The organism is Kocuria sp. UBA5001 (genome assembly GCF_002398425.1).
Lineage (GTDB): Bacteria > Actinomycetota > Actinomycetes > Actinomycetales > Micrococcaceae > Kocuria > Kocuria salsicia.
Genome location: NZ_DGYR01000001.1, coordinates 243,945 through 262,592, shown reverse-complemented (window position 1 = coordinate 262,592; position 18,648 = coordinate 243,945). Strand labels below are relative to the sequence as shown.

Here is an 18,648-nt window from a genome sequence, read left to right as displayed (position 1 = left end):
ATGAGCACACGAGAGTCCCCCGAGGGCCCCGTCCGCACTGCGGGCGGGGCCCTCGGGCCACGTCCCCGGATCTGCCTGCACGACCACCTGGACGGGGGAGTGCGCCCGGCCACGGTCCTCGACCTCGCCCGCGAGGCGGGCCACGAGCTGCCCGCCTCCGACGCCGAGTCCCTGGGCCGGTGGTTCCGTGATAGCGCGAACTCCGGCAGCCTGGTGCGCTACCTGGAGACCTTCGAGCACACGGTGGCCGTGATGCAGACCGCGGACGCCCTGCGCCGCGTGGCCCGCGAGTACACGCAGGCCTGCGTGGCGGACGGGCTCGTCCACGCCGAGGTGCGGTGGGCGCCGGAGCAGCACGTCGCGGGCGGGCTCACGCTCGACGCCGCGGTGGACGCCGTGCAGCAGGGACTGGCCGAGGGCGTCGAGGAGGTCCGCGCCGCCGGGGGCCACCTCTCGGTGGTCCAGATCCTGTGCGCGATGCGCCACCTGGAGCGCTCCACCGAGATCGCCGAGCTCGTGGTGCGCCGGGTCCGCGGCGAGGATGCCCTCGTCGGCGGCGCCGCGGGAGCGGCCGCCGAGCAGCTGACGCCCCAGGAGCTCCCGACGGCGACGTCGCCCGGCCGGGTTCCCGGGGAGCCGGAGCCCGGAGCGGTGGTCGCCTTCGACCTCGCTGGCCCCGAGGCGGGCTTCCCCGCCTCGGCCCACCGCGAGGCCCTCGACCTGCTGGCCGCGCACCGGATCCCGGTGACGCTGCACGCGGGCGAGGCGGACGGCGCGGCGTCCATGGCGGATGCCCTGCTGGTGGGGCGCGCCCTGCGCCTGGGCCACGGCGTGCGGCTGCTGGACGAGGACCCGGAAGGCACGTCCCCGCTGGCGGCCTGGATCCGGGACCGGCAGGTCGCGCTGGAGGTCTGCCCGTGCTCCAACCTGCAGACCGGCGCGAGCAGCGCGTGGGGCGAGGGCATTGCCGAGCACCCGGTCACACGGCTGCTGCGGGGCGGTTTCGCGGTCACCATCTCCCCGGACAACCGGCTGATGAGCGACACCTCGCTCGGCCACGAGCTCGAGCAGCTGCGCACCAGTGCGGGTTGGTCGGACGAGGATGTCGTGGTGGTCCAGCGCAACGCGGCTCGCGCGGCGTTCGTGCCCCGCAAGTACCAGTTGTGGCTCGAGGAGCAGGTCACGGAGGAGCGGGCGTGAACGGCGAGGACGGGACGGCACCCGGGCAGGAGTTCGAGCGGCTGCTCGCCGTCATGGACCGGCTGCGGTCCCCGGGCGGCTGCCCGTGGGACGCCGCCCAGACGCACGAGTCGCTGCTGCGCTACCTCGTGGAGGAGGCGTACGAGGTCGTCGAGGCGGTCGAGACGCTTGAACCCTCCCGGCGGCGCCGTGACGAGCTCGTCGAGGAGCTCGGGGACGTGCTGCTGCAGGTGGTCTTCCACGCGCGGATCGGCCAGGAGCACACCGGTGAGGAGCACTTCGACGTCTCGGACGTGATCGACGCGGTGACCGCCAAGCTCGTCCGCCGTCACCCCCACGTCTTTCCGGGGAACGACGCCGCCGAGGGGCAGCCCGCGGCCGGCAACGCGGCGACGTCGTCCGCGGTCGAGGCCACGTCCTCCGCGAACGGCGCGGCTGCGGCGTCGTTCGCCACCGGCGCGGGCACCGCGTCCCGGGGCACTGCAACTCCGGACGGAGCCACCCCGGACAGCGCGACCCCGAACACCGCAGCGCCCGACAGCGCGGAGCTCTCCGCGCGCTGGGACGCCGTGAAGCGGGACGAGAAGCCCCACCGCACCCGGATCTTCGACGGCATCCCGCCGGCGCTGCCCGCGCTGGCCTACGGCGAGAAGGCATTCTCCAAGGCGAGGCGCCACGCCGTCGCCGGTGTGGCCGTCGCGCAGGCCGAGCCGACCGCCGAGGAACGGGAGGCGGGGGAGCGCGAACTCGGAGACCACCTGCTCGCGCTGCTGGAGTCGAGCTCGGCGCGCGGGCTCGACGCCGAGCGCGCGCTGCGCCAGGCGGTGCGGCGCTTCGTGCGCGAGAACGACGGGCCCGTGGCTCGCTGAGAAGGCGGGCCGAGAACCGGTGGCCCCGCCGGATCGCACTGACCCGGTGCCCTCGGTAGGCTGGAGGGTGGGGCGCAGACCGTCCCACGGGTCGACGACCGACAAGGAGATTTTCATGGCAATGATCATTGCGCTGCAAGCACGCCAGATCCTGGATTCCCGCGGCAACCCCACGGTCGAGGTGGAGGCGCTTCTCGAGGACGGCAGCTTCGGACGCGCGGCCGTTCCGTCCGGTGCCTCGACCGGCGAGTTTGAGGCCGTCGAACGCCGTGACGGGGACAAGAAGGTCTACCAGGGCAAGGGCGTGCTGGACGCCGTCCACGCCGTGGACGAGGAGCTGGAGCAGGCGGTCGTGGGCCTGGACGCCTCGGACCAGCGGGCCGTGGACCAGGCCATGCTGGAGCTCGACGGCACCGACAACAAGGCCAAGCTGGGCGCCAACGCGATCCTGGGCGCCTCCATGGCCATTGCCCGCGCCGCCGCGAGCTCCGCCGACCTCGAGCTCTACAAGTATCTGGGCGGGCCCAACGCCCACGTGCTGCCCGTGCCCATGATGAACATCCTCAACGGCGGCTCCCACGCGGACTCCAACGTGGACATCCAGGAGTTCATGATCGCGCCGATCGGTGCGCCCACGTTCTCCGAGGCCCTGCGCTGGGGTGTGGAGGTCTACCACAGCCTCAAGTCCGTGCTGAAGGACCGCGGCCTGTCCACCGGTCTGGGCGACGAGGGCGGCTTCGCGCCGAACCTCGAGTCCAACGCCGCCGCGCTGGACCTGATCCTCGAGGCCGTCAAGAAGGCCGGCTACACGCCGGGCAAGGACATCGCGCTCGCGCTGGACGTGGCGTCCTCCGAGTTCTTCGAGAAGGGCTCGTACTCCTTCGAGGGCCAGAAGCGCTCGGCCGAGCAGATGTCCGCGTACTACGCGGACCTCGTCGAGAAGTACCCGCTGGTCTCCATCGAGGACCCCCTGGACGAGAACGACTGGGAGGGCTGGGCCACCCTGACCGAGCACATCGGCGAGAAGGTCCAGCTCGTGGGCGACGACCTCTTCGTGACCAACCCCGAGCGCCTGGCCCGCGGCATCGACGAGCACGTGGCCAACGCCCTGCTCGTGAAGGTCAACCAGATCGGCTCGCTCACCGAGACGTTCGACGCCGTGGAGCTGGCCCAGCGCAACGGCTACCGCTGCATGATCTCCCACCGCTCGGGCGAGACCGAGGACACGACCATCGCGGACATCGCCGTGGCCGTGAACGCGGGGCAGATCAAGACCGGCGCTCCCGCCCGGTCCGAGCGCGTGGCCAAGTACAACCAGCTGCTGCGCATCGAGGAGGAGCTGGGCGAGTCCGCCACCTACGCGGGCGCCTCCGCGTTCCCGCGCTTCACCGCGAAGTGAGCCGCGCAGCGGCGTCGCACCCGTGACGTCGCCGGTGCCCACCGACGCGCCGCCCGGTCCCCGTTCGCAGGGGACCGGGCGGCGCTGCGCTGCGGGTAGACTGGCCCAGCACGAAGAGCCCCACCACGTCTTCCCCCGGAGGTGACCGCATGGTCGGTCCAGGCCCGCGGATTCCCCGGCCGGGATCCCTGCGCGACGATGGCGACGAGACTCCGGCACCTCCCGGCGGTTCCCACACCCTCGCGGCGCCCACCCCGGCGCACTCGTTCAACGGTCGTCTGGTGGCGCTGATCGTGGTGGCCACCCTCATCGTCTTCCTGGCCGCGCCCACGGCCAAGATCTTTATCGACCAGCACACGCAGATCTCCGAGCTGCGCAGCAGCATCGCCGAGGAGCAGGACCAGCAGCAGCAGCTCAAGCGCGAGGAGCAGCTGTGGGGGGACGACTCCTACGTGGAGCAGCAGGCCCGGGAGCGGATGTCCTACGTGATGCCGGGGGAGAGCGCCTACGTGGTGGTCGGAGCCCAGCCGGACGTCCACCAGGGCGTGGAGTCCTCCGCCGAGCAGGTCGAGGCGGGCAAGCCCGCGTGGGGTGACGGGCTCTGGCAATCGGTCGTCGACTCCGCTTACCCGCAGCAGGACGTCACCCTCGAACCACGACCCCAGGAGAGCAGCGACAAGTGAGCGACGCCGCACGAGAGCAGGACCGCACCGTCACGGACCAGGACCTCACGGTCGTGGGCCACCAGCTGGGACGGCCCGCACGGGACGTGGTGGAGATTGCCGCGCGCTGCGTGTGCGGCAACCCGCTCGTCGTCGCCACCGCACCCCGGCTGGGCAACGGGACACCCTTCCCCACGGTCTTCTACCTGACCCACCCCGTGGTGACCGCGGCTGTCTCCCGGCTGGAAGCGGAGGGTGCCATGTACGCCATGTCGGAGCGCGTGGCCGAGGATCCCGAGCTCACCGAGCGCTACCGGGAGGCTCACGAGCACTACCTGGCCCAGCGCCGTCGTATCGGGGAGCTCGCCGGCACCGGCGAGGTGCCCGAGATCGAGGGGATATCCGCCGGGGGGATGCCCACCCGCGTGAAGTGCCTCCACGTGCTCGTGGGACACAGCCTGGCCGCGGGCCCCGGGGTGAACCCCCTGGGGGACGAGACGCTGGAGAGCATCTCCGCCACGTGGACGCCGCAGCGCTGCGCGTGCGACCCCGCTTGGCGCGAGGCCTGAGCGGCCCCCGCGCCGAGCGACTCCGACTCCCCACCCCACGACCAGAGGACCCTTGCTGCCATGCGCGTCGCTGCCATCGACTGCGGTACCAACTCCATCCGTCTGCTCATCGCGGATGCCACCGACGGGCCGCGGTCCACGCTCACGGACGTGGTGCGGGAGATGCGCATCGTCCGGCTGGGACAGGGCGTGGACGCCACCGGCTGGCTCGCGGAGGCCGCGCTGGAGCGCACCTTCGCCGCAGCGGACGAATACGCGGCGCTGATCGCGCAGCACGGGGCGCAGCGCGTGCGCTTCGTGGCCACGTCCGCGACCCGCGACGCAGGCAACCGGGACGTCTTCGTGGCGGGCATCCGCTCCCGCCTGGGAGTCGAGCCGGAGGTCGTGAGTGGTGAGGAGGAGGCGGCGTTGTCCTTCCGCGGTGCCCTCAATGCGGCGTCGTCCCTGGACTCGCGGGACCGCGTGCTCGTGGTGGACCTGGGTGGCGGTTCGACGGAGTGCGTGCTCGGCACGCCCACGGAGGTGCTGGCCGCGAAGAGTGTGGACATCGGCTGTGTGCGCCTCACCGAGCGTCACCTGGGCGGCAACCCTCCCACCGCGGCCCAGCAGGAGCTCGCGCTGCGGGATGTGGACGAGGCCATGGACGTGGTCGCCCGGACCGTGCCGCTGGAGCAGACCACCAAGATCGTGGGCGTGGCAGGGACGGTCACCACGGTCACCGCGGCAGCACTTCGCCTCACGGAGTACGACCCGCAGCGGATCAACGGCACCGAGCTGTCCATCCCGGATGTCGTGCGCGCCTGCCGTGAGCTGACGCAGATGACCCGGGACCAGCGTGCCGCGCTCGGTTTCATGCACGAGGGCCGCGTGGACGTGATCGGTGCCGGGGCTCTCGTGTGGCGTCGGGTGCTCGAGCGCGTCTCGGCCGCCACTGACGGGCGGGTCAGCGCCGTGACGGCGAGTGAGCACGATATTTTGGACGGCATCGCACTGTCCCTGGTCTCCTGACGCGGGCCCCGGTCCACCACGAGCACGAACGGGCGCGGTGCGCCGCACCGCGAGGCAGAACAGAGGGGTCATGATCGGACGCACGAGGACTCGGGCCCTGCTCGCGGCCACTGCGGCGGGCGCGCTGCTCGTCGGGATGACGGCGGTCCCCGCGCTCGGACAGCAGCCCGCGGTGCCCGCCCCGGCGCCGTCGGTGCCCGTGGAGTCGCCCATCGCCCCCGCTCCCACCAACGGCAAGGCCGCCGTGGAGGGCTCGGACATCCAGCAGCGCGAGTACTGGCTGGACGACTACGGCGTGCGGGACGCGTGGAAGTCCGCGACCGGCAAGGGCGTGAAGATCGCCGTGATCGACACCGGTGTGGACGGCTCCCACCAGGACCTCACGGGCTCCGTGGGGGAGGGCACGGACGTCTCCGGCAAGGGGCGGGCGGACGGGCAGCAGGGCCTCGGCGAGGAGCCGGAGCACGGCACGCTGGTGGCCTCCCTCGCGGCGGGCCACGGCCACGGGGAGGACCGCTCGGGCGGCCCCGGGAAACAGCAGGGCATCCTGGGGGTCGCCCCGGACGCCGAGATTCTCCCGGTGTCGATGTGGCTGGGCGCCGAGCAGCCGGGTGTGAAGGACGTCAACGAGCAGATCCCGGACGCCGTCCGGTGGGCCGTGGACCACGGCGCTGACGTCATCAACATGTCTGTGGGCTCCAACGCCACCGCGTGGCCGCAGTCCTGGGACTCCGCGTTCGCGTACGCCGAGGAGAAGAACGTGCTGGTGGTGGCTGCCGCGGGCAACAGGGGCAGCGGACTGACCCAGGTGGGTGCCCCCGCGACGATCCCGGGCGTGCTGTCCGTGGGCGGGGTGGACCGCCAGCGTCAGGCCAGCTGGGACTCCTCCTCCCAGGGCATCTCGATCGGGGTGGCGGGGCCCAGCGAGGACATGGTGGGGGCGATGCCGGGCAACGGCTACGCCGAGTGGTCCGGGACCTCCGCGACCGTTCCGCTGGTCTCCGGGACGGCGGCGCTCATCAAGCAGAGGCACCCGGAGCTCACGGGTGCGCAGATCGCGCAACGGATCGTCAAGACGGCCCACGACGCGGGGGAGAAGGGCAAGGACCCGTTCTACGGCTATGGGATCCTGGACGTCCGCGCGGCGGTGGAGGACGACGTCGAGACCACCGAGGAGAACCCGCTGGGCAGCGTGCAGCACTGGATCGAGCAGAACCGGCCGCACACCGCCTCGCCCGGCGCGAGCGCCTCGGCGAGCGCGGACGAGGGGGACACCGAGCACGTGACGCAGGAGGCCACCCCGCCCGTGGCGCAGAAGCCCCTGAACGAGACCGGTGCGTTGCCCGTGGTGATCCTCGCCTCCTTCGCGGTGGTCGTCAGCGGCCTGACCGTGGCGGCGATCCTGCACATCCGGCGACTCTCGCGCTGAGACGCCGGTGCGCCACCCGCGTGGAGCACCCTCCGGAGCACCCTGCAAGGCCGTCACCGTACGGCAGGGCGTGAGCAAAAGTTCCCGGTGATGAGTAAACTTCCAGGCATGTCTTTCAATCAACTTGCCAAGGACCGTCCGCGCCTTCTCATCGTGGGTGGCGGGTACGTCGGTTTCACCGTCGCGCAGAAGCTGCAGACCCGTATCAAGGAGTCCGGCGGCGTGGTCACCGTGGTGGACCCCAACCCGTACATGACCTACCTTCCCTTCCTCCCCGAGGTCGCGGCCGGGAACATTGAGGCGCGCTCCGCCACGGTTCCCCACCGCCAGAACCTGCGGGACTGCGAGTTGATCGCCGGCCGCGTGGAGAACATCGACCACGCCAACCGCAAGGTCACCATCCGCGGCATCGACGAGGGTCCCGAGTTCGAGCTGCCCTACGACGAGATCGTGGTGGCCGGCGGCTCCAACACCCGCACGTTCCCCATCCCGGGGCTCGCGGAGAAGGCCATCGGCATGAAGACGATCGAAGAGGCCGTCTCCGTGCGCAACTGGATGCTCGAGCGCATCGAGGTGGCGTCCCTCACCGACGACGAGGACGCCAAGCGCCAGGCGCTGACGTTCGTGGTCGTGGGCGGCGGCTTCGCCGGCATCGAGACCATTGCCGAGCTCGAGGACATGGCACGTACCGCTGTGGAGCGCAACGACCGCCTGAAGGTCTCGGACCTGCGCTTCGTGATGATCGAGGCCATGGGACGGATCATGCCCGAGGTCTCCAAGGACCGCGCTGAGAAGGTCGTGGCCGAGCTGCGCTCCCGCGGCGTCGAGGTGCTCCTGAACACGTCCGTGTCCGAGGTAGACGGGGACGTCGTCAAGCTCATCAACATGGGTGACAAGTCGCCCGCCGGCGAGCTCGCCACGGACACCCTGATCTGGTGCGCCGGCGTGGCCGCCGCGTCCTTCATCAAGAACAGCGATCTCCCCATCGACGAGCGCGGCCGCCTGCGCGTGGGCGCAGACCTGCGCGTCACCGGCGACGACGGGCCCTTCGACGGCGCCTGGGCCGCCGGCGACATCGCCGCCGTCCCGGACCTCACCGGTGCCGGCCCGGGTGGCTTCTGCGTGCCGAACGCCCAGCACGCGGTCCGCCAGGCAGCCAGGATGGCCAAGAACATCATGGCCGCCCACCAGGGCGAGCCCCTGCAGGACTACTATCACGAGGGCCTCGGCTCCGTGGCCGGACTGGGCTTGTACAAGGGTGCCGCCACGGTGCGCAACATCGACCTCGGCGGACTGCCTGCGTGGCTCATGCACCGTCTGTACCACGGCTATGCGATCCCCACGGTGGACCGCAAGGCACGCGTGTTCACCCAGTGGGGCCTGAACATGGTCTTCGGGCGGGACACCCAGCCGCTGCGCCACCTGCACGATCCGCGCCGGGCCTTCGAGGAAGCCGCCGGCGTGAAGGTCTCGGACGCCAAGGCCAGCCTGTAGCCTGCACGTCGACGACGGTGGGGCCGCCTGCGGGCGGCCCCACCGTCGTCGTACCCGCCCCCATAGCCCAACCGGCAGAGGCAGCGGACTTAAAATCCGCTCAGTGTGGGTTCGAATCCCACTGGGGGCACCCCCGACGCAGCACCGATCCCGCCGCCCGGCACTCGTGAACCGACCCCCGCGGGTCTGTTCGCCGTCCACGGACTCCAGGCTGGCGTGCAGGTTCCGGTGCTAACCTGGGATCTCAGCTCGCCCACGCCCAGAAAGGACGTCCCATGGCCGGCGGCAACCCCCTCCTGCGAGACTTCAACAAGAAGAACGCCACCACCGTACCCGCATCACCCCAGGGTGCCCAGTACTCGCCCGAGCAGCTCGAGCGGATGTACAACGCGCCCGCCGCCGGGCCCGCCCAGACCGGGCGCATGAGCTACGACGACGTCGTAATGCGCACTTCGCTCGTGCTCGGCTGCGTGGTCGTGGCCGCCTTCGCGGGCTGGTTTGTGCCCGTCCTCGCGGTTCCCGGTGCCATCGTGGGCCTCGTCCTCGGTCTGGTGAACTCGTTCAAGCGGGAACCCAGCCCCGTGCTCATCATCCTGTACGCGCTCGCGGAGGGCCTGTTCCTCGGCGGCATCTCGGGCATGTTCGAGAGCACCTACCCGGGCGTGGTGGTGCAGGCGGTCATCGGCACCCTGGCGGTCTTCGTCTCGGTCCTCGTGCTCTACAAGACGGGCGTGCTGCGCGCGACCCCGCGAGTGACCAAGTTCTTTTTCGTGGCCATGATGGCCTACGCCATCTTCGCCCTCGTGAACCTGGGCACCTCGCTGCTGGGCGGCTTCAACCTGCGCACCGACGTCTCCGTCTTCGGCATTCCGCTGGGGCTCTTCGTGGGTGCCATCGCGATCCTGCTGGCCGTCTACAGCTTCGTACTGGACTTCGAGAACATCAGCGACGGCGTGAGGCGCGGCATCCCCCAGAAGGCTGCCTGGTCTGCGGCGTTCGGCCTGACCGTGACCCTGATCTGGACCTACGTGGAGATCCTGCGTCTGCTGACGATCATCCGGTCGATGAGCGACTGACTCCTCCTGGACTGAAACGTCCCGACAGCGACGGCCCGGTGCACGCACACCGGGCCGTCGCTCTGTCTGTCCCAGGGCGGTGGACGAGGCGCGGCGCCGCTAGGTACCGGGGCCGACAACGGCGCTGCGCAGCGGACGTGCGGCACGCCGCGTCACCGGGGCCGCGCAGCGTCGTCGCGCCCGGTGCCCGCTCAGATGTAGCTGATCCCGAGGTCGCGAGGTGGCAGGTTGATCGCACGGGAGGGCACACTGTCAGGAGCGGCGCGGCCCACGAAGAGCCAGCCGAGGACCTCCTCGTGCTCGTCGAGGTCGTAGAACGAGCGGAGAATCTCCCGGTCGTAGGGCTCGCGCTGGGACCAGATGGTGGCCCAGCCCTGCGCGTAGAACGCGGCCTCCAGGACACCGCGTGCCGCGGAGACCTCCCCACGCTGGACCTTCTTGGACTCCTCGAGCTCCGGGTGGTGGCGGAAGACGATCGCGATGGCGGCGCCGCCGCGGGAGGCCCACGAAAGGGAACCGCGGTAGGCGGCGAGAACCCGGATCTTCTTGCCCTTCAGGCGGGGGACCGGGCCCGTGAGGTTGGGCACCGAGGCCAGCCCGGCCATGGCGGCGGCCAGCAGGGGGGCTGAGGGGCGGGTGGTCACCACGGCACGCCAGCCGGTGGGCCGCTCGTCGTACTTCGCACCGGCGGCGGCACGCAGGACGGCCTCGAGCTCCTCCTGGCGGGGTGCCTCCTGGCTCAGCAGGCTCGCGGGACGGCGTTGGGCCAGGATGCGCAGCAGTGTGGTGGACATGGCAGCCATTTTGTCATCCCGCGGGCGGCGGCCCGGTAACAACATTGCGCGCAATGATGCGATCATGGTGCCCATGTCTTCCAGCATCTCCACGTCTCCCGCGAGCACGTCCCCGGACCGCGTGCCGGACGCCCCGCGGTCGAGCGACGCTCCCGCCCTCGACGCCCAGGACACGGTCACGGCTCCCGTGCGGATCGCCGCGGCGTGGTCCTGGCGCATCCTGCTCATCATCGCCGGGGTGGGGGTGGTCGGGTGGCTGCTCTCGCTCGTCACCACCGTTCTGATCCCGGTACTGCTCGCCGCCCTGCTCGCCGGGTTGCTGTTCCCCGCCGTGCGCTGGCTGCGCTCCAGGGGATTCCCCGCCGCGCTCGCCTCCATCACCGTGGAGCTCGGCCTGATCGTGCTGGTCCTGGGGCTCCTCACCCTGGCGGGGCAGCAGATGATCGTGGGCTTCGCCCAGCTCTCGGACAACGCCGTGGCGGGCTTCCAGCAGCTGATCGGCATGCTGGAGGACAGCCCGCTGAACCTCTCCACGGACAACATCAACCAGTGGATCGCGGACCTCGGCAACACGCTGCAGCAGAATTCGGACAAGGTCCTCTCCGGGGCCATGACCTTCGGCTCCACTGCGGGCAACATCGTCACCGGCACGATCATCATGCTGTTCGTGCTGCTCTTCTTCCTCATGGACGGCGAGAACATCTGGCTGTTCGTGGTCAAGCTCTTCCCCCGCCGCGCTCGTTCCGCAGTCAACGGATCCGGTCGCCGTGGCTGGATCTCCCTGGCCCAGTACGTGCGGATCCAGGTCTTCGTGGCGTTCGTGGACGCCGTGGGCATCGGCGTGGGCGCATTCTTCCTGGGCGTCCCGCTCGCCCTGCCCATCGGCGTGCTGGTGTTCCTGGCGTCCTTCATTCCGATCGTGGGCGCCGTGGCCACCGGTGCGGTGGCCGTGCTGGTCGCCCTCGTGGCCGTGAGCCCGCGGATCGCCCTGGCCATGCTGGGCGTGGTGCTGCTCGTGCAGCAGCTCGAGTCCAACGTGCTGCAGCCCCTGATCATGGGAAAGGCCGTCTCCCTGCACCCGGTGGCCGTGTTCCTGGCGGTGGCCTCCGGCAGCGTGCTCTTCGGCATTGCCGGTGCCCTGTTCTCCGTGCCGCTGATGGCCGTGCTCAACACGATCGTTCGCTACCTGGCCAGCCGTGCCTGGGAGCACGACGACGAGATCGCGTGGGAGCCGCTGATGTACCCCCGCGAGATCAAGAAGACGGCCAAGAAGAAGGACCTGGACCGCGACCAGGTCATGGCGCTGCTCCAGCGCTTCCGCGGCAAGCGCCACAAGGAGCGCGAGGCCGAGGAGCACAGGCGTGACGAGAAGCACCGCAAGCAGACGAAGCACAACGCGAGCATCGAGGAGGACGTCCTGAGCACGGACGACTCCCGGCGCTGAGACCTCTCGCGAGGTAATAGCATGGAGCGCGGCGCCCCCACCCACGGGCGCCGCGTTCTGTTGTCCCCGCCCCGCAGTCCCGGTCGCGATCCACCGGGCCCGGCACCCCGCGGCGGACCAAGCAACCGGCTACGACGAAGGAAGTTCTCTGTGGCCCACCCAGATCTGCCCGTAACGGTGGAGGACGTCCGCCGTGCCGCCACGCTGCTGGAGGGGGTGACCGAGCGGACGCCGCTGGCCCACTCCCGGGCGCTGTCGCGCGCGCTCGGTTCGGAGGTCTACCTCAAGTGCGAGAACCTCCAGCGCGCGGGCTCCTTCAAGGTGCGCGGCGCGTACGTGCGGATGTCGCAGCTCTCGGACGAGGAGAAGGCCAGGGGAGTGGTGGCGGCCTCGGCCGGCAACCACGCCCAGGGCGTGGCCCTCGCTGCCGCCAAGCTCGGCATCGAGGCGCGGATCTACATGCCGCTCGGTGCGGCGCTGCCCAAGATCGCGGCCACCCAGGACCACGGCGCGGAAGTGGTGCTGCACGGCTCCACCGTGGACGAGGCGCTCGCGGAGGCTCAGCGCTTCTCGGACCAGACCGGTGCGGTGTTCGTGCACCCCTTCGACCACGTGGACATCATTGCCGGGCAGGGCACGATCGGCCTGGAGATCTTCGACCAGCTGCCCACCGTGGACACCGTGATCGCGGGAGTGGGTGGAGGCGGGCTGCTCGCCGGCGTCTCGGTGGCCATCAAGGCGAAGGCCCGTGAACAGGGCCGGGACATCCGCGTGATCGGCGTACAGGCGGAGAACGCCGCCGCCTACCCGCCGTCGCTCGCCGGTGATGCCATCGTGACGCTGTCCCGGGTCTCCACGATCGCGGACGGCATCGCGGTGGGCCGCCCGGGGCAGCTGCCCTTCACCGTGATCCGGGAGCTCGCGGACGACGTCGTGACGGTCTCCGAGGACTCGCTCGCCCAGGCGCTGATCTTCATGCTTGAGCGCAACAAGATGGTCGTGGAGCCCGCCGGCGCGGTGGGCGTGGCCGCAATCCTCGAAGGCGACCTCAAGGAGAGCCACCCGGACCTCGGCAACACGGTGGTGCTGCTCTCCGGCGGCAACATCGACCCCATGCTGATGCTCAAGGTCATCCAGCGTGGTCTCAGCGCAGCGGGACGCTACATGACGGTCAGGATGATGCTGACCGACCGCCCCGGCGAGCTCGCTCAGATCTCGCAGATCATCGCGGACCTGGACGCCAACGTCACGGGTGTGGACCACACCCGCATCGGCGGTTCCCTGTCCATGGGGGACGTGTCCATCACCATCGACATGGAGACCAAGGGCCACGAGCACTGCGACCAGGTGATCGCCGAGCTGGAGGCGCACGGCTTCCACCCCGTGATCGCGCACTGATCCCTGGACTCTCAGGCCCGGGGCCTTGGGGCCTGTGCCGCTGCGGAAGCCACGTCGCAAGGACGACGCTGCAATGAGGACGACGCTACGACCACGAGGACGCGACGACGTCGCCGCGGCGCCCGCTCAGCGGCGTCGTGCCCCGCGGGCCGTCACGTAGGTGACGAACGCCATGACGAACGTGGCGAACCACAGGATGTTGCGCAGACCGCCGGTCGAGTTCAGTGCGGGGTGACTCTGGCCCACGAAGTGCACGACCACCGCGGCCACGGCCAGCAGCGCGGTGAGCACGAGTAGGGGCCCGCTCCAGCGGTTCGGGGTGCGGTTCCAGTGGGTGACCACGAGGGGTTCTCCTGTCGGGGAGGCAACGGGAGCCGCCACGTTGTGCTGTGACGGCGTAGGAAACGGCTGAGGGCCACACCGCGGCTGCGGCGTGGCCCTCAGTTCGGGGGTCAGCGGCTGAAGGGCTTGGCCTTCAGGATCTTGACTGTGATGTCCTTGCCGTTGGGGGCCTGGTAGCTCACGGTGTCGCCCACCTTGTGGCCGTTGATCGCGGCACCCATGGGGGAACGCTCGGAGAATACCTCGAGGTCCTCGCCCCCGGTGAGGTCCTCGGCGACCTCACGGCTGCCCATGAGGAAGGTCATCTCGTCGCCGGCGATCTCCGCGGTGACCACCATGCCGGCCTCGATGACGCCGTCGTCCGCCGGGGCCTCGCCCACCTGGGCGTTCTCGAGGAGCTGGGTCAGCTGGACGATGCGTCCCTCGTTCTTGCCCTGCTCCTCGCGTGCGGCGTGGTAGCCGCCGTTCTCCTTGAGGTCACCCTCGGAGCGGGCCTGTTCGATCCGGTCGACGATCTCCTGCCGGTAGGGACCGGCGATGTAGTCGAGTTCCTTCTTGAGCCGGTCGTACGCTTCCTGGGTGAGCCAGGCTCCCTCGTGAGTAGGCACTGTGCCTCCGTTTCTCCGGTGCTCACCGCCCTGGTGAGCACGTGTGAAAAACCCCGCCCCGGTGCGAGCCGCGTGGCCCAGCGTGTCCGGGTCGGGGATGTGATCTCGCGGCAAGTCTAGTGGAGGCCGCGCGCCCAGCCCAACGTGTCGCGTTCCACGACCGCAGTCGCAGGGGGGGGCGGGTCAGCCGGCGTCGTCCCAGCAGGTGTCCACGCCGGCAGTCGTGGCGATTCCCGTGGTGCGCAGCGTGACGCGGTGCGTGCTCGTGCGGCCGTTGAGCTCCTCGTCCGCCACGTGCCCGACCGTGACCTCGCGCCAGCCCACCACGGCGTACTGCTCGTTGAGGGCCTGCACCGCGCACGTGACCGTCTGGTCCGGGTCTTTTGTGAGGTCGAAGTCCGCGTAGACGTGACCGGCGTCCGTGATCTGGAAGCTGACGTCCTTGGCCACCGGCCGCTGGGAGTTCCCCCACACGATCCACACGACGAACAGGGAGGCCAGAAGGGTGGCAGCGGCCGCGATCACGATCCAGCCGCGTGTGGAGGGCCCCCGCCGCCGTGGCCGGTTGACGCGGCGGTGCCCGCCGCCGTAGCGCTGGGCGAGCACGCGGTCCGTTCCGGGTGCGGGCGCGCCACCGGGCGGCTGGGGGATCGCAGAACTCATGCCCCCACTCTACCGAGGGCCGGTGGGCGAAGACTGGGTACCCAGCGGCGGACGACGCCGCCGCGCGGCCGGTACGGGAGGCGTCGTCGGTCGTGAAGTGGCGTGACGCACGCGCCGCACGGCATTCGGGTGCGGCGTAGGATACCGGGGATTGCATTTTTACGGCGGTTTTCCGCGATGAGGTCTTGGAGGCATTCGTTCGGTGACGGACTATTCACAGTTGCGCCTGTTGGCGATCCACGCCCACCCCGACGACGAGTCCAGCAAGGGAGCCGCAACGATGGCCCACTACGCGGGCCTGGGCGCCCGCGTCATGGTGGCCACGTGCACCGGCGGCGAGCGCGGCTCGATTCTTAACCCCGAGATGGAGGGGGATGTCGCGGCCGAACGGGACCTCGCCGGCCTGCGCCGCCACGAAATGGCCGCTGCCGTGCGTGCACTCGGCGTGGAGCACCGCTGGATCGGCTTCATGGACTCCGGTCTGCCCGAGGGGGACCCGCTTCCCCCGCTGCCGTGGGGGTGCTTCGCACTGCAGCCGCTGGAGCGTGCCGCGGCGCCCGTGGTGCAGCTGGTGCGGGAGTTCCGGCCCCACGTGATCCTGACCTACGACGAGAACGGCGGCTATCCGCACCCGGACCACATCCAGACCCACAACGTGGCCATGGAGGCGTACCTGCGCGCGGGGGATCCGGACGCGTACCCCGGCACGGGCGAGGCCTGGGCCCCGTCCAAGCTGTACTACGACCGCGCCTTCAACGTGGAGCGCTTCGTCGCCCTGCACGAGGCGCTCGAGGCGCGCGGGCTGCAGTCGCCCTACGCCGAGCGGATCGCCGCCATTCAGGAGTCCGATCCGGAGGGCCACCGCCCGCCGGTGCCGCGCCACGAGACGACCACCAGGATCGAGTGCGCGGACCGTTTCGAGGCCCGGGACGAGGCACTGCGCAGCCACCGCACCCAGGTGGACCCGAACGGCATGTTCTTCGCGGTCTCCGCGGAGACGCAGGCGGAGGTGTGGCCGTGGGAGGACTACACGCTCGCGGAGTCCCGCGTGGACGCGCAGCTGCCCGAGACGGACCTGTTCGCGGGCGTCGCGGACGCGCCCTCGAACCCCGGAAGCGAGTGATCCCGCGTGCCCACGCTGCTGAGCGTCCTGAACGCGGCCACGCCCGCGCCGAGCCCCGAGAACACGCTGCGCCCCGGTCTCGACCCGAGCCAGGTCTCCCCGGGGCTGGTCGGGTTCCTGATGACCTTCGTGCTGGCGGTCGCCGTGGTGCTGCTGGTGATCGACTTCAACCGTCGCAACCGGCGGCTGCGCTACCGGGCGGAGTACGCCGAGCGGCGCGCGGCCGAGGAACGGGCCGCCACCGGTGCGCTCCCGGAGGGCACGACGTCGGCCGAGGGCCGCACAGCGGGTAACGACGCCGCCCGCCGCACCGGTGCTGAGAGCGACGTCGAGCGGTAGCGACGCCGTCCGGTCACCGCACACGGGCCGCGCACCCGACGGGCGGGACGGCTCCAGCCGGTCCTGACGGCGCCGGCCGCACTGTGAGACGGTGGTGCCATGCCGAATCGTCTGGCCGGTGCCACGAGTCCCTACCTGCTCCAGCACGCGGAGAACCCCGTGGACTGGTGGCAGTTCAGTCCCGAGGCCTTCGCGGAGGCGCAGACGCGCGACGTGCCGGTGCTGCTCTCCGTGGGCTACGCGGCGTGCCACTGGTGCCACGTGATGGCCCACGAGTCCTTCGAGGACCCGGAGACGGGCGACTACGTCAACGCGCACTTCGTTCCCGTGAAGGTGGACCGTGAGCAGCGCCCGGACGTGGACTCGGTGTACATGGCGGCCACCCAGCTGCTCACCGGTCAGGGCGGCTGGCCCATGACCGTGTTCCTGACGCCGGAGGGCCGCGCGTTCCACGCCGGCACCTACTACCCACCGCGGCCGGCGCACGGCAGACCCTCCTTCATGCAGGTCATGGTGGCCGTCACCGAGGCCTGGACCGTGCGACGGGACGAGGTCGAACGCTCCGCGGAGCAGCTGACGGAGGCCCTGGAACAGCACCCGGAGCTCGTCGACAGGATGCTCGCGGACGCCGGCCCCTCCGCGGTGGCCGAGCCTGCGGGGGACGGCGCGCGGGAACCGTCCGGTGAGCTCGCGGGTGAGTGGCTCAACGGCCTCGAACTCGCCCGAGACGCGGCCCACGAGGGCTTCGGCGGGGGCGCGAAGTTCCCGCCGTCCCCGGTGCTCGAGGCCCTGACGACGATTGCGCGGTCACCCTTCCAGGCCCACGAGGGCACGGCGTCCTCGTGGCTCATCCCGGAGCAGCGGCGAGCGGCACGCGAGCTGCTGAGCAGGACGCTGGACGCAATCGTGCTCGGAGCCCTCCAGGACCACGTGGGAGGCGGGTTCTTCCGCTACTCCGTGACGCCGGACTGGTCCCTGCCGCACTACGAGAAGATGCTCTACGACAACGCCCAGCTGCTGCGGGTGCTCGCCCGCACCGTGGTGATCCTGGAGCGTGAGGGGACGGACCCGAACCGTGCGGCGCGGTACCGTCACGCCGCCACCGCGCTCGTGCACTGGCTTCACCGGGAGATGGTGACCCCCCAGGGTGCGTTCGCGGCGTCCCTCGACGCGGACAGTGACCCGTCCCCGGACGAACCGCACGCGGAGCGCGAGGGTGCGTACTACACCTTCAGCCGCGTCGACGAGGGCCTTTCCAGCAGTGGGGGCGTCCGCCCCGAACCGGTCACCGCCGCGTGGGGTGAGGGGGGGCGTGTCACGGGGATCCTGGACGAGTCCCTCCGTGCCGCGCTGTGGCAGCGCAGGCTCGAGCGTACAGCGCCACACCGGGACGACAAGGTGGTCACGGCGTGGAACGGCATGATGATCGCGGGCCTCGCCGACGCCGCCGTGCTCCTGGACGCCCCCGAGTGGCTCGACCTCGCGGGCGCGGCCGCGGAGTTCCTGTGGGAGCACCACCGGGACGCGGCGACAGGGCGGCTCGCGCGGACCTCCCGCGGCGATGCGGTGGACCCGCACGAGGGCCAGCTCGAGGACTACGCGTGGCTGGGGGCGGGGCAGCTTGCTCTGTACCGCGCGACCGGGGACGGGGTCTGGTACGAGCGCAGCCGCGCGCTTGCGGAAGTCACCGTGGAGCGCTTCGTGCGCGACGACGCCGTCCTTGAGTCTGCGCGCCTGGACCCCACCCTCGTGACGGCCGGGGCGACGGGCCGTGCCGAGCCGTTCGACGACGTCGCCCCGTCCACCCCGGCCGTCCTCGCCCGGTGGCTCACGGACCTCTCACAGCCCCGGACGGCGGGCATGGCCACGCGCGACCTCGTGGAGCGGCTGACTGCCCAGGCCACGGGGGTGGTGCTGAAGGCCCCTACCGCCGCCGGTGGAATGGTCTCGGCGGTGCTGGAACGGGAGGACCCGCCCGCACTGCTGGTGGTCTCAGCAGCGGATCCTGCACAAGTCCGCGAACTCAGGGACGCCGTGAGGGCCCGCCGCGTGGTGGACGTGCTCGTGCTGGACGCCGCCGTGGCACCGTACGGGGTCCCCATGACGCCAGAGGCTACGGAGGCCCCGGAGCACCCCGGCACAGGGTTCACGGTGTGGCTGTGCCGTGACGGGCGTTGCGAGCTGCCGGTGCACAGTCCGCAGGAGGTCGGGCGGTTGCTGGGGTGACCCGG

The 18,648-nt window shown here is 70.9% G+C and carries 18 protein-coding genes and 1 tRNA gene; 15 read left to right on the top strand and 4 right to left on the bottom strand.

The annotated features are described in order from the left end of the window. The 10 genes from B3G12_RS01205 (at position 1) to B3G12_RS01160 (ending at position 9,706) form a co-directional block, all read left to right on the top strand. On the top strand, positions 1-1,200 hold the full coding sequence (locus B3G12_RS01205) for an adenosine deaminase family protein (RefSeq protein WP_144942393.1): 1,200 nt from the start codon (positions 1-3) through the stop codon (positions 1,198-1,200). Beyond that, positions 1,197-2,069 carry a MazG nucleotide pyrophosphohydrolase domain-containing protein gene (locus B3G12_RS01200; RefSeq protein WP_414672716.1) on the top strand — a complete coding sequence of 291 codons (873 nt, stop codon included), beginning with the start codon at positions 1,197-1,199 and terminating at the stop codon, positions 2,067-2,069. The genes B3G12_RS01205 and B3G12_RS01200 overlap by 4 nt, the downstream gene beginning before the upstream one ends. Positions 2,070-2,184: 115 nt before the next feature. Further along, positions 2,185-3,468 (top strand): phosphopyruvate hydratase, encoded by a 1,284-nt coding sequence (eno, locus tag B3G12_RS01195; protein WP_144942392.1) that lies wholly within the window; start codon positions 2,185-2,187, stop codon positions 3,466-3,468. 149 nt (positions 3,469-3,617) lie between these two features. Further along, the gene (locus B3G12_RS01190; RefSeq protein WP_126874765.1) at positions 3,618-4,151 is read left to right on the top strand and encodes an FtsB family cell division protein; all 534 of its coding nucleotides are present in this window, start codon (positions 3,618-3,620) and stop codon (positions 4,149-4,151) included. Next, positions 4,148-4,699, top strand: coding sequence for a DUF501 domain-containing protein (locus B3G12_RS01185; RefSeq protein WP_126874766.1), 552 nt, complete (start codon positions 4,148-4,150; stop codon positions 4,697-4,699). The genes B3G12_RS01190 and B3G12_RS01185 overlap by 4 nt, the downstream gene beginning before the upstream one ends. Positions 4,700-4,759: 60 nt before the next feature. Then, positions 4,760-5,707: a Ppx/GppA phosphatase family protein gene (locus B3G12_RS01180; protein WP_126874767.1), complete on the top strand. Its 948-nt coding sequence runs from the start codon at positions 4,760-4,762 to the stop codon at positions 5,705-5,707. Between the two features lie 70 nt (positions 5,708-5,777). Next, positions 5,778-7,136 (top strand): S8 family serine peptidase, encoded by a 1,359-nt coding sequence (locus tag B3G12_RS01175; RefSeq protein ID WP_126874768.1) that lies wholly within the window; start codon positions 5,778-5,780, stop codon positions 7,134-7,136. A gap of 108 nt (positions 7,137-7,244) precedes the next feature. Beyond that, on the top strand, positions 7,245-8,630 hold the full coding sequence (locus B3G12_RS01170; protein ID WP_290498699.1) for an NAD(P)/FAD-dependent oxidoreductase: 1,386 nt from the start codon (positions 7,245-7,247) through the stop codon (positions 8,628-8,630). Between the two features lie 56 nt (positions 8,631-8,686). Next, positions 8,687-8,760 (top strand) — tRNA-Leu (locus tag B3G12_RS01165). A 145-nt stretch (positions 8,761-8,905) separates the two neighbouring features. Further along, complete coding sequence (locus B3G12_RS01160) at positions 8,906-9,706, top strand: Bax inhibitor-1/YccA family protein (protein WP_055082577.1); 801 nt, start codon at positions 8,906-8,908, stop codon at positions 9,704-9,706. Positions 9,707-9,897: 191 nt separating this feature from the next. Here the strand turns inward: B3G12_RS01160 and B3G12_RS01155 are convergent, their stop codons facing one another. After that, a complete protein-coding gene (locus B3G12_RS01155) occupies positions 9,898-10,500 on the bottom strand; it encodes a nitroreductase family protein (RefSeq protein ID WP_232300192.1) in 603 nt (200 codons plus the stop codon). Between the two features lie 73 nt (positions 10,501-10,573). On the opposite strand from B3G12_RS01155, the gene B3G12_RS01150 reads away from it, so the two are divergent. Continuing rightward, positions 10,574-11,944, top strand: a complete 1,371-nt coding sequence (locus tag B3G12_RS01150; RefSeq protein WP_290498697.1) for an AI-2E family transporter — start codon at positions 10,574-10,576, stop codon at positions 11,942-11,944. Between the two features lie 150 nt (positions 11,945-12,094). Beyond that, positions 12,095-13,342, top strand: a complete 1,248-nt coding sequence (ilvA, locus tag B3G12_RS01145; protein WP_094393567.1) for a threonine ammonia-lyase — start codon at positions 12,095-12,097, stop codon at positions 13,340-13,342. Between the two features lie 126 nt (positions 13,343-13,468). Here ilvA and B3G12_RS01140 read toward each other — a convergent pair whose 3' ends face one another. From B3G12_RS01140 to B3G12_RS01130, 3 genes are all read right to left on the bottom strand, one after another. Beyond that, positions 13,469-13,684, bottom strand: a complete 216-nt coding sequence (locus B3G12_RS01140; RefSeq protein WP_055082585.1) for a hypothetical protein — start codon at positions 13,682-13,684, stop codon at positions 13,469-13,471. Between the two features lie 110 nt (positions 13,685-13,794). Further along, positions 13,795-14,292, bottom strand: a complete 498-nt coding sequence (gene greA / locus B3G12_RS01135) for a transcription elongation factor GreA (RefSeq protein ID WP_055082587.1) — start codon at positions 14,290-14,292, stop codon at positions 13,795-13,797. Positions 14,293-14,475: 183 nt separating this feature from the next. Continuing rightward, positions 14,476-14,955, bottom strand: a complete 480-nt coding sequence (locus B3G12_RS01130; protein WP_126874771.1) for a DUF4307 domain-containing protein — start codon at positions 14,953-14,955, stop codon at positions 14,476-14,478. 202 nt (positions 14,956-15,157) lie between these two features. Here B3G12_RS01130 and mca point away from each other — a divergent pair, with 202 nt between their 5' ends. From mca to B3G12_RS01115, 3 genes are all read left to right on the top strand, one after another. Beyond that, entirely contained in the window at positions 15,158-16,078 is a 921-nt protein-coding gene (gene mca, locus B3G12_RS01125) for a mycothiol conjugate amidase Mca (protein WP_126874772.1), read from the top strand. Between the two features lie 6 nt (positions 16,079-16,084). After that, on the top strand, positions 16,085-16,417 hold the full coding sequence (locus tag B3G12_RS01120) for a hypothetical protein (protein WP_083482306.1): 333 nt from the start codon (positions 16,085-16,087) through the stop codon (positions 16,415-16,417). 99 nt (positions 16,418-16,516) lie between these two features. Further along, the gene (locus tag B3G12_RS01115) at positions 16,517-18,643 is read left to right on the top strand and encodes a thioredoxin domain-containing protein (protein WP_290498691.1); all 2,127 of its coding nucleotides are present in this window, start codon (positions 16,517-16,519) and stop codon (positions 18,641-18,643) included. Positions 18,644-18,648 lie beyond the last annotated feature (5 nt).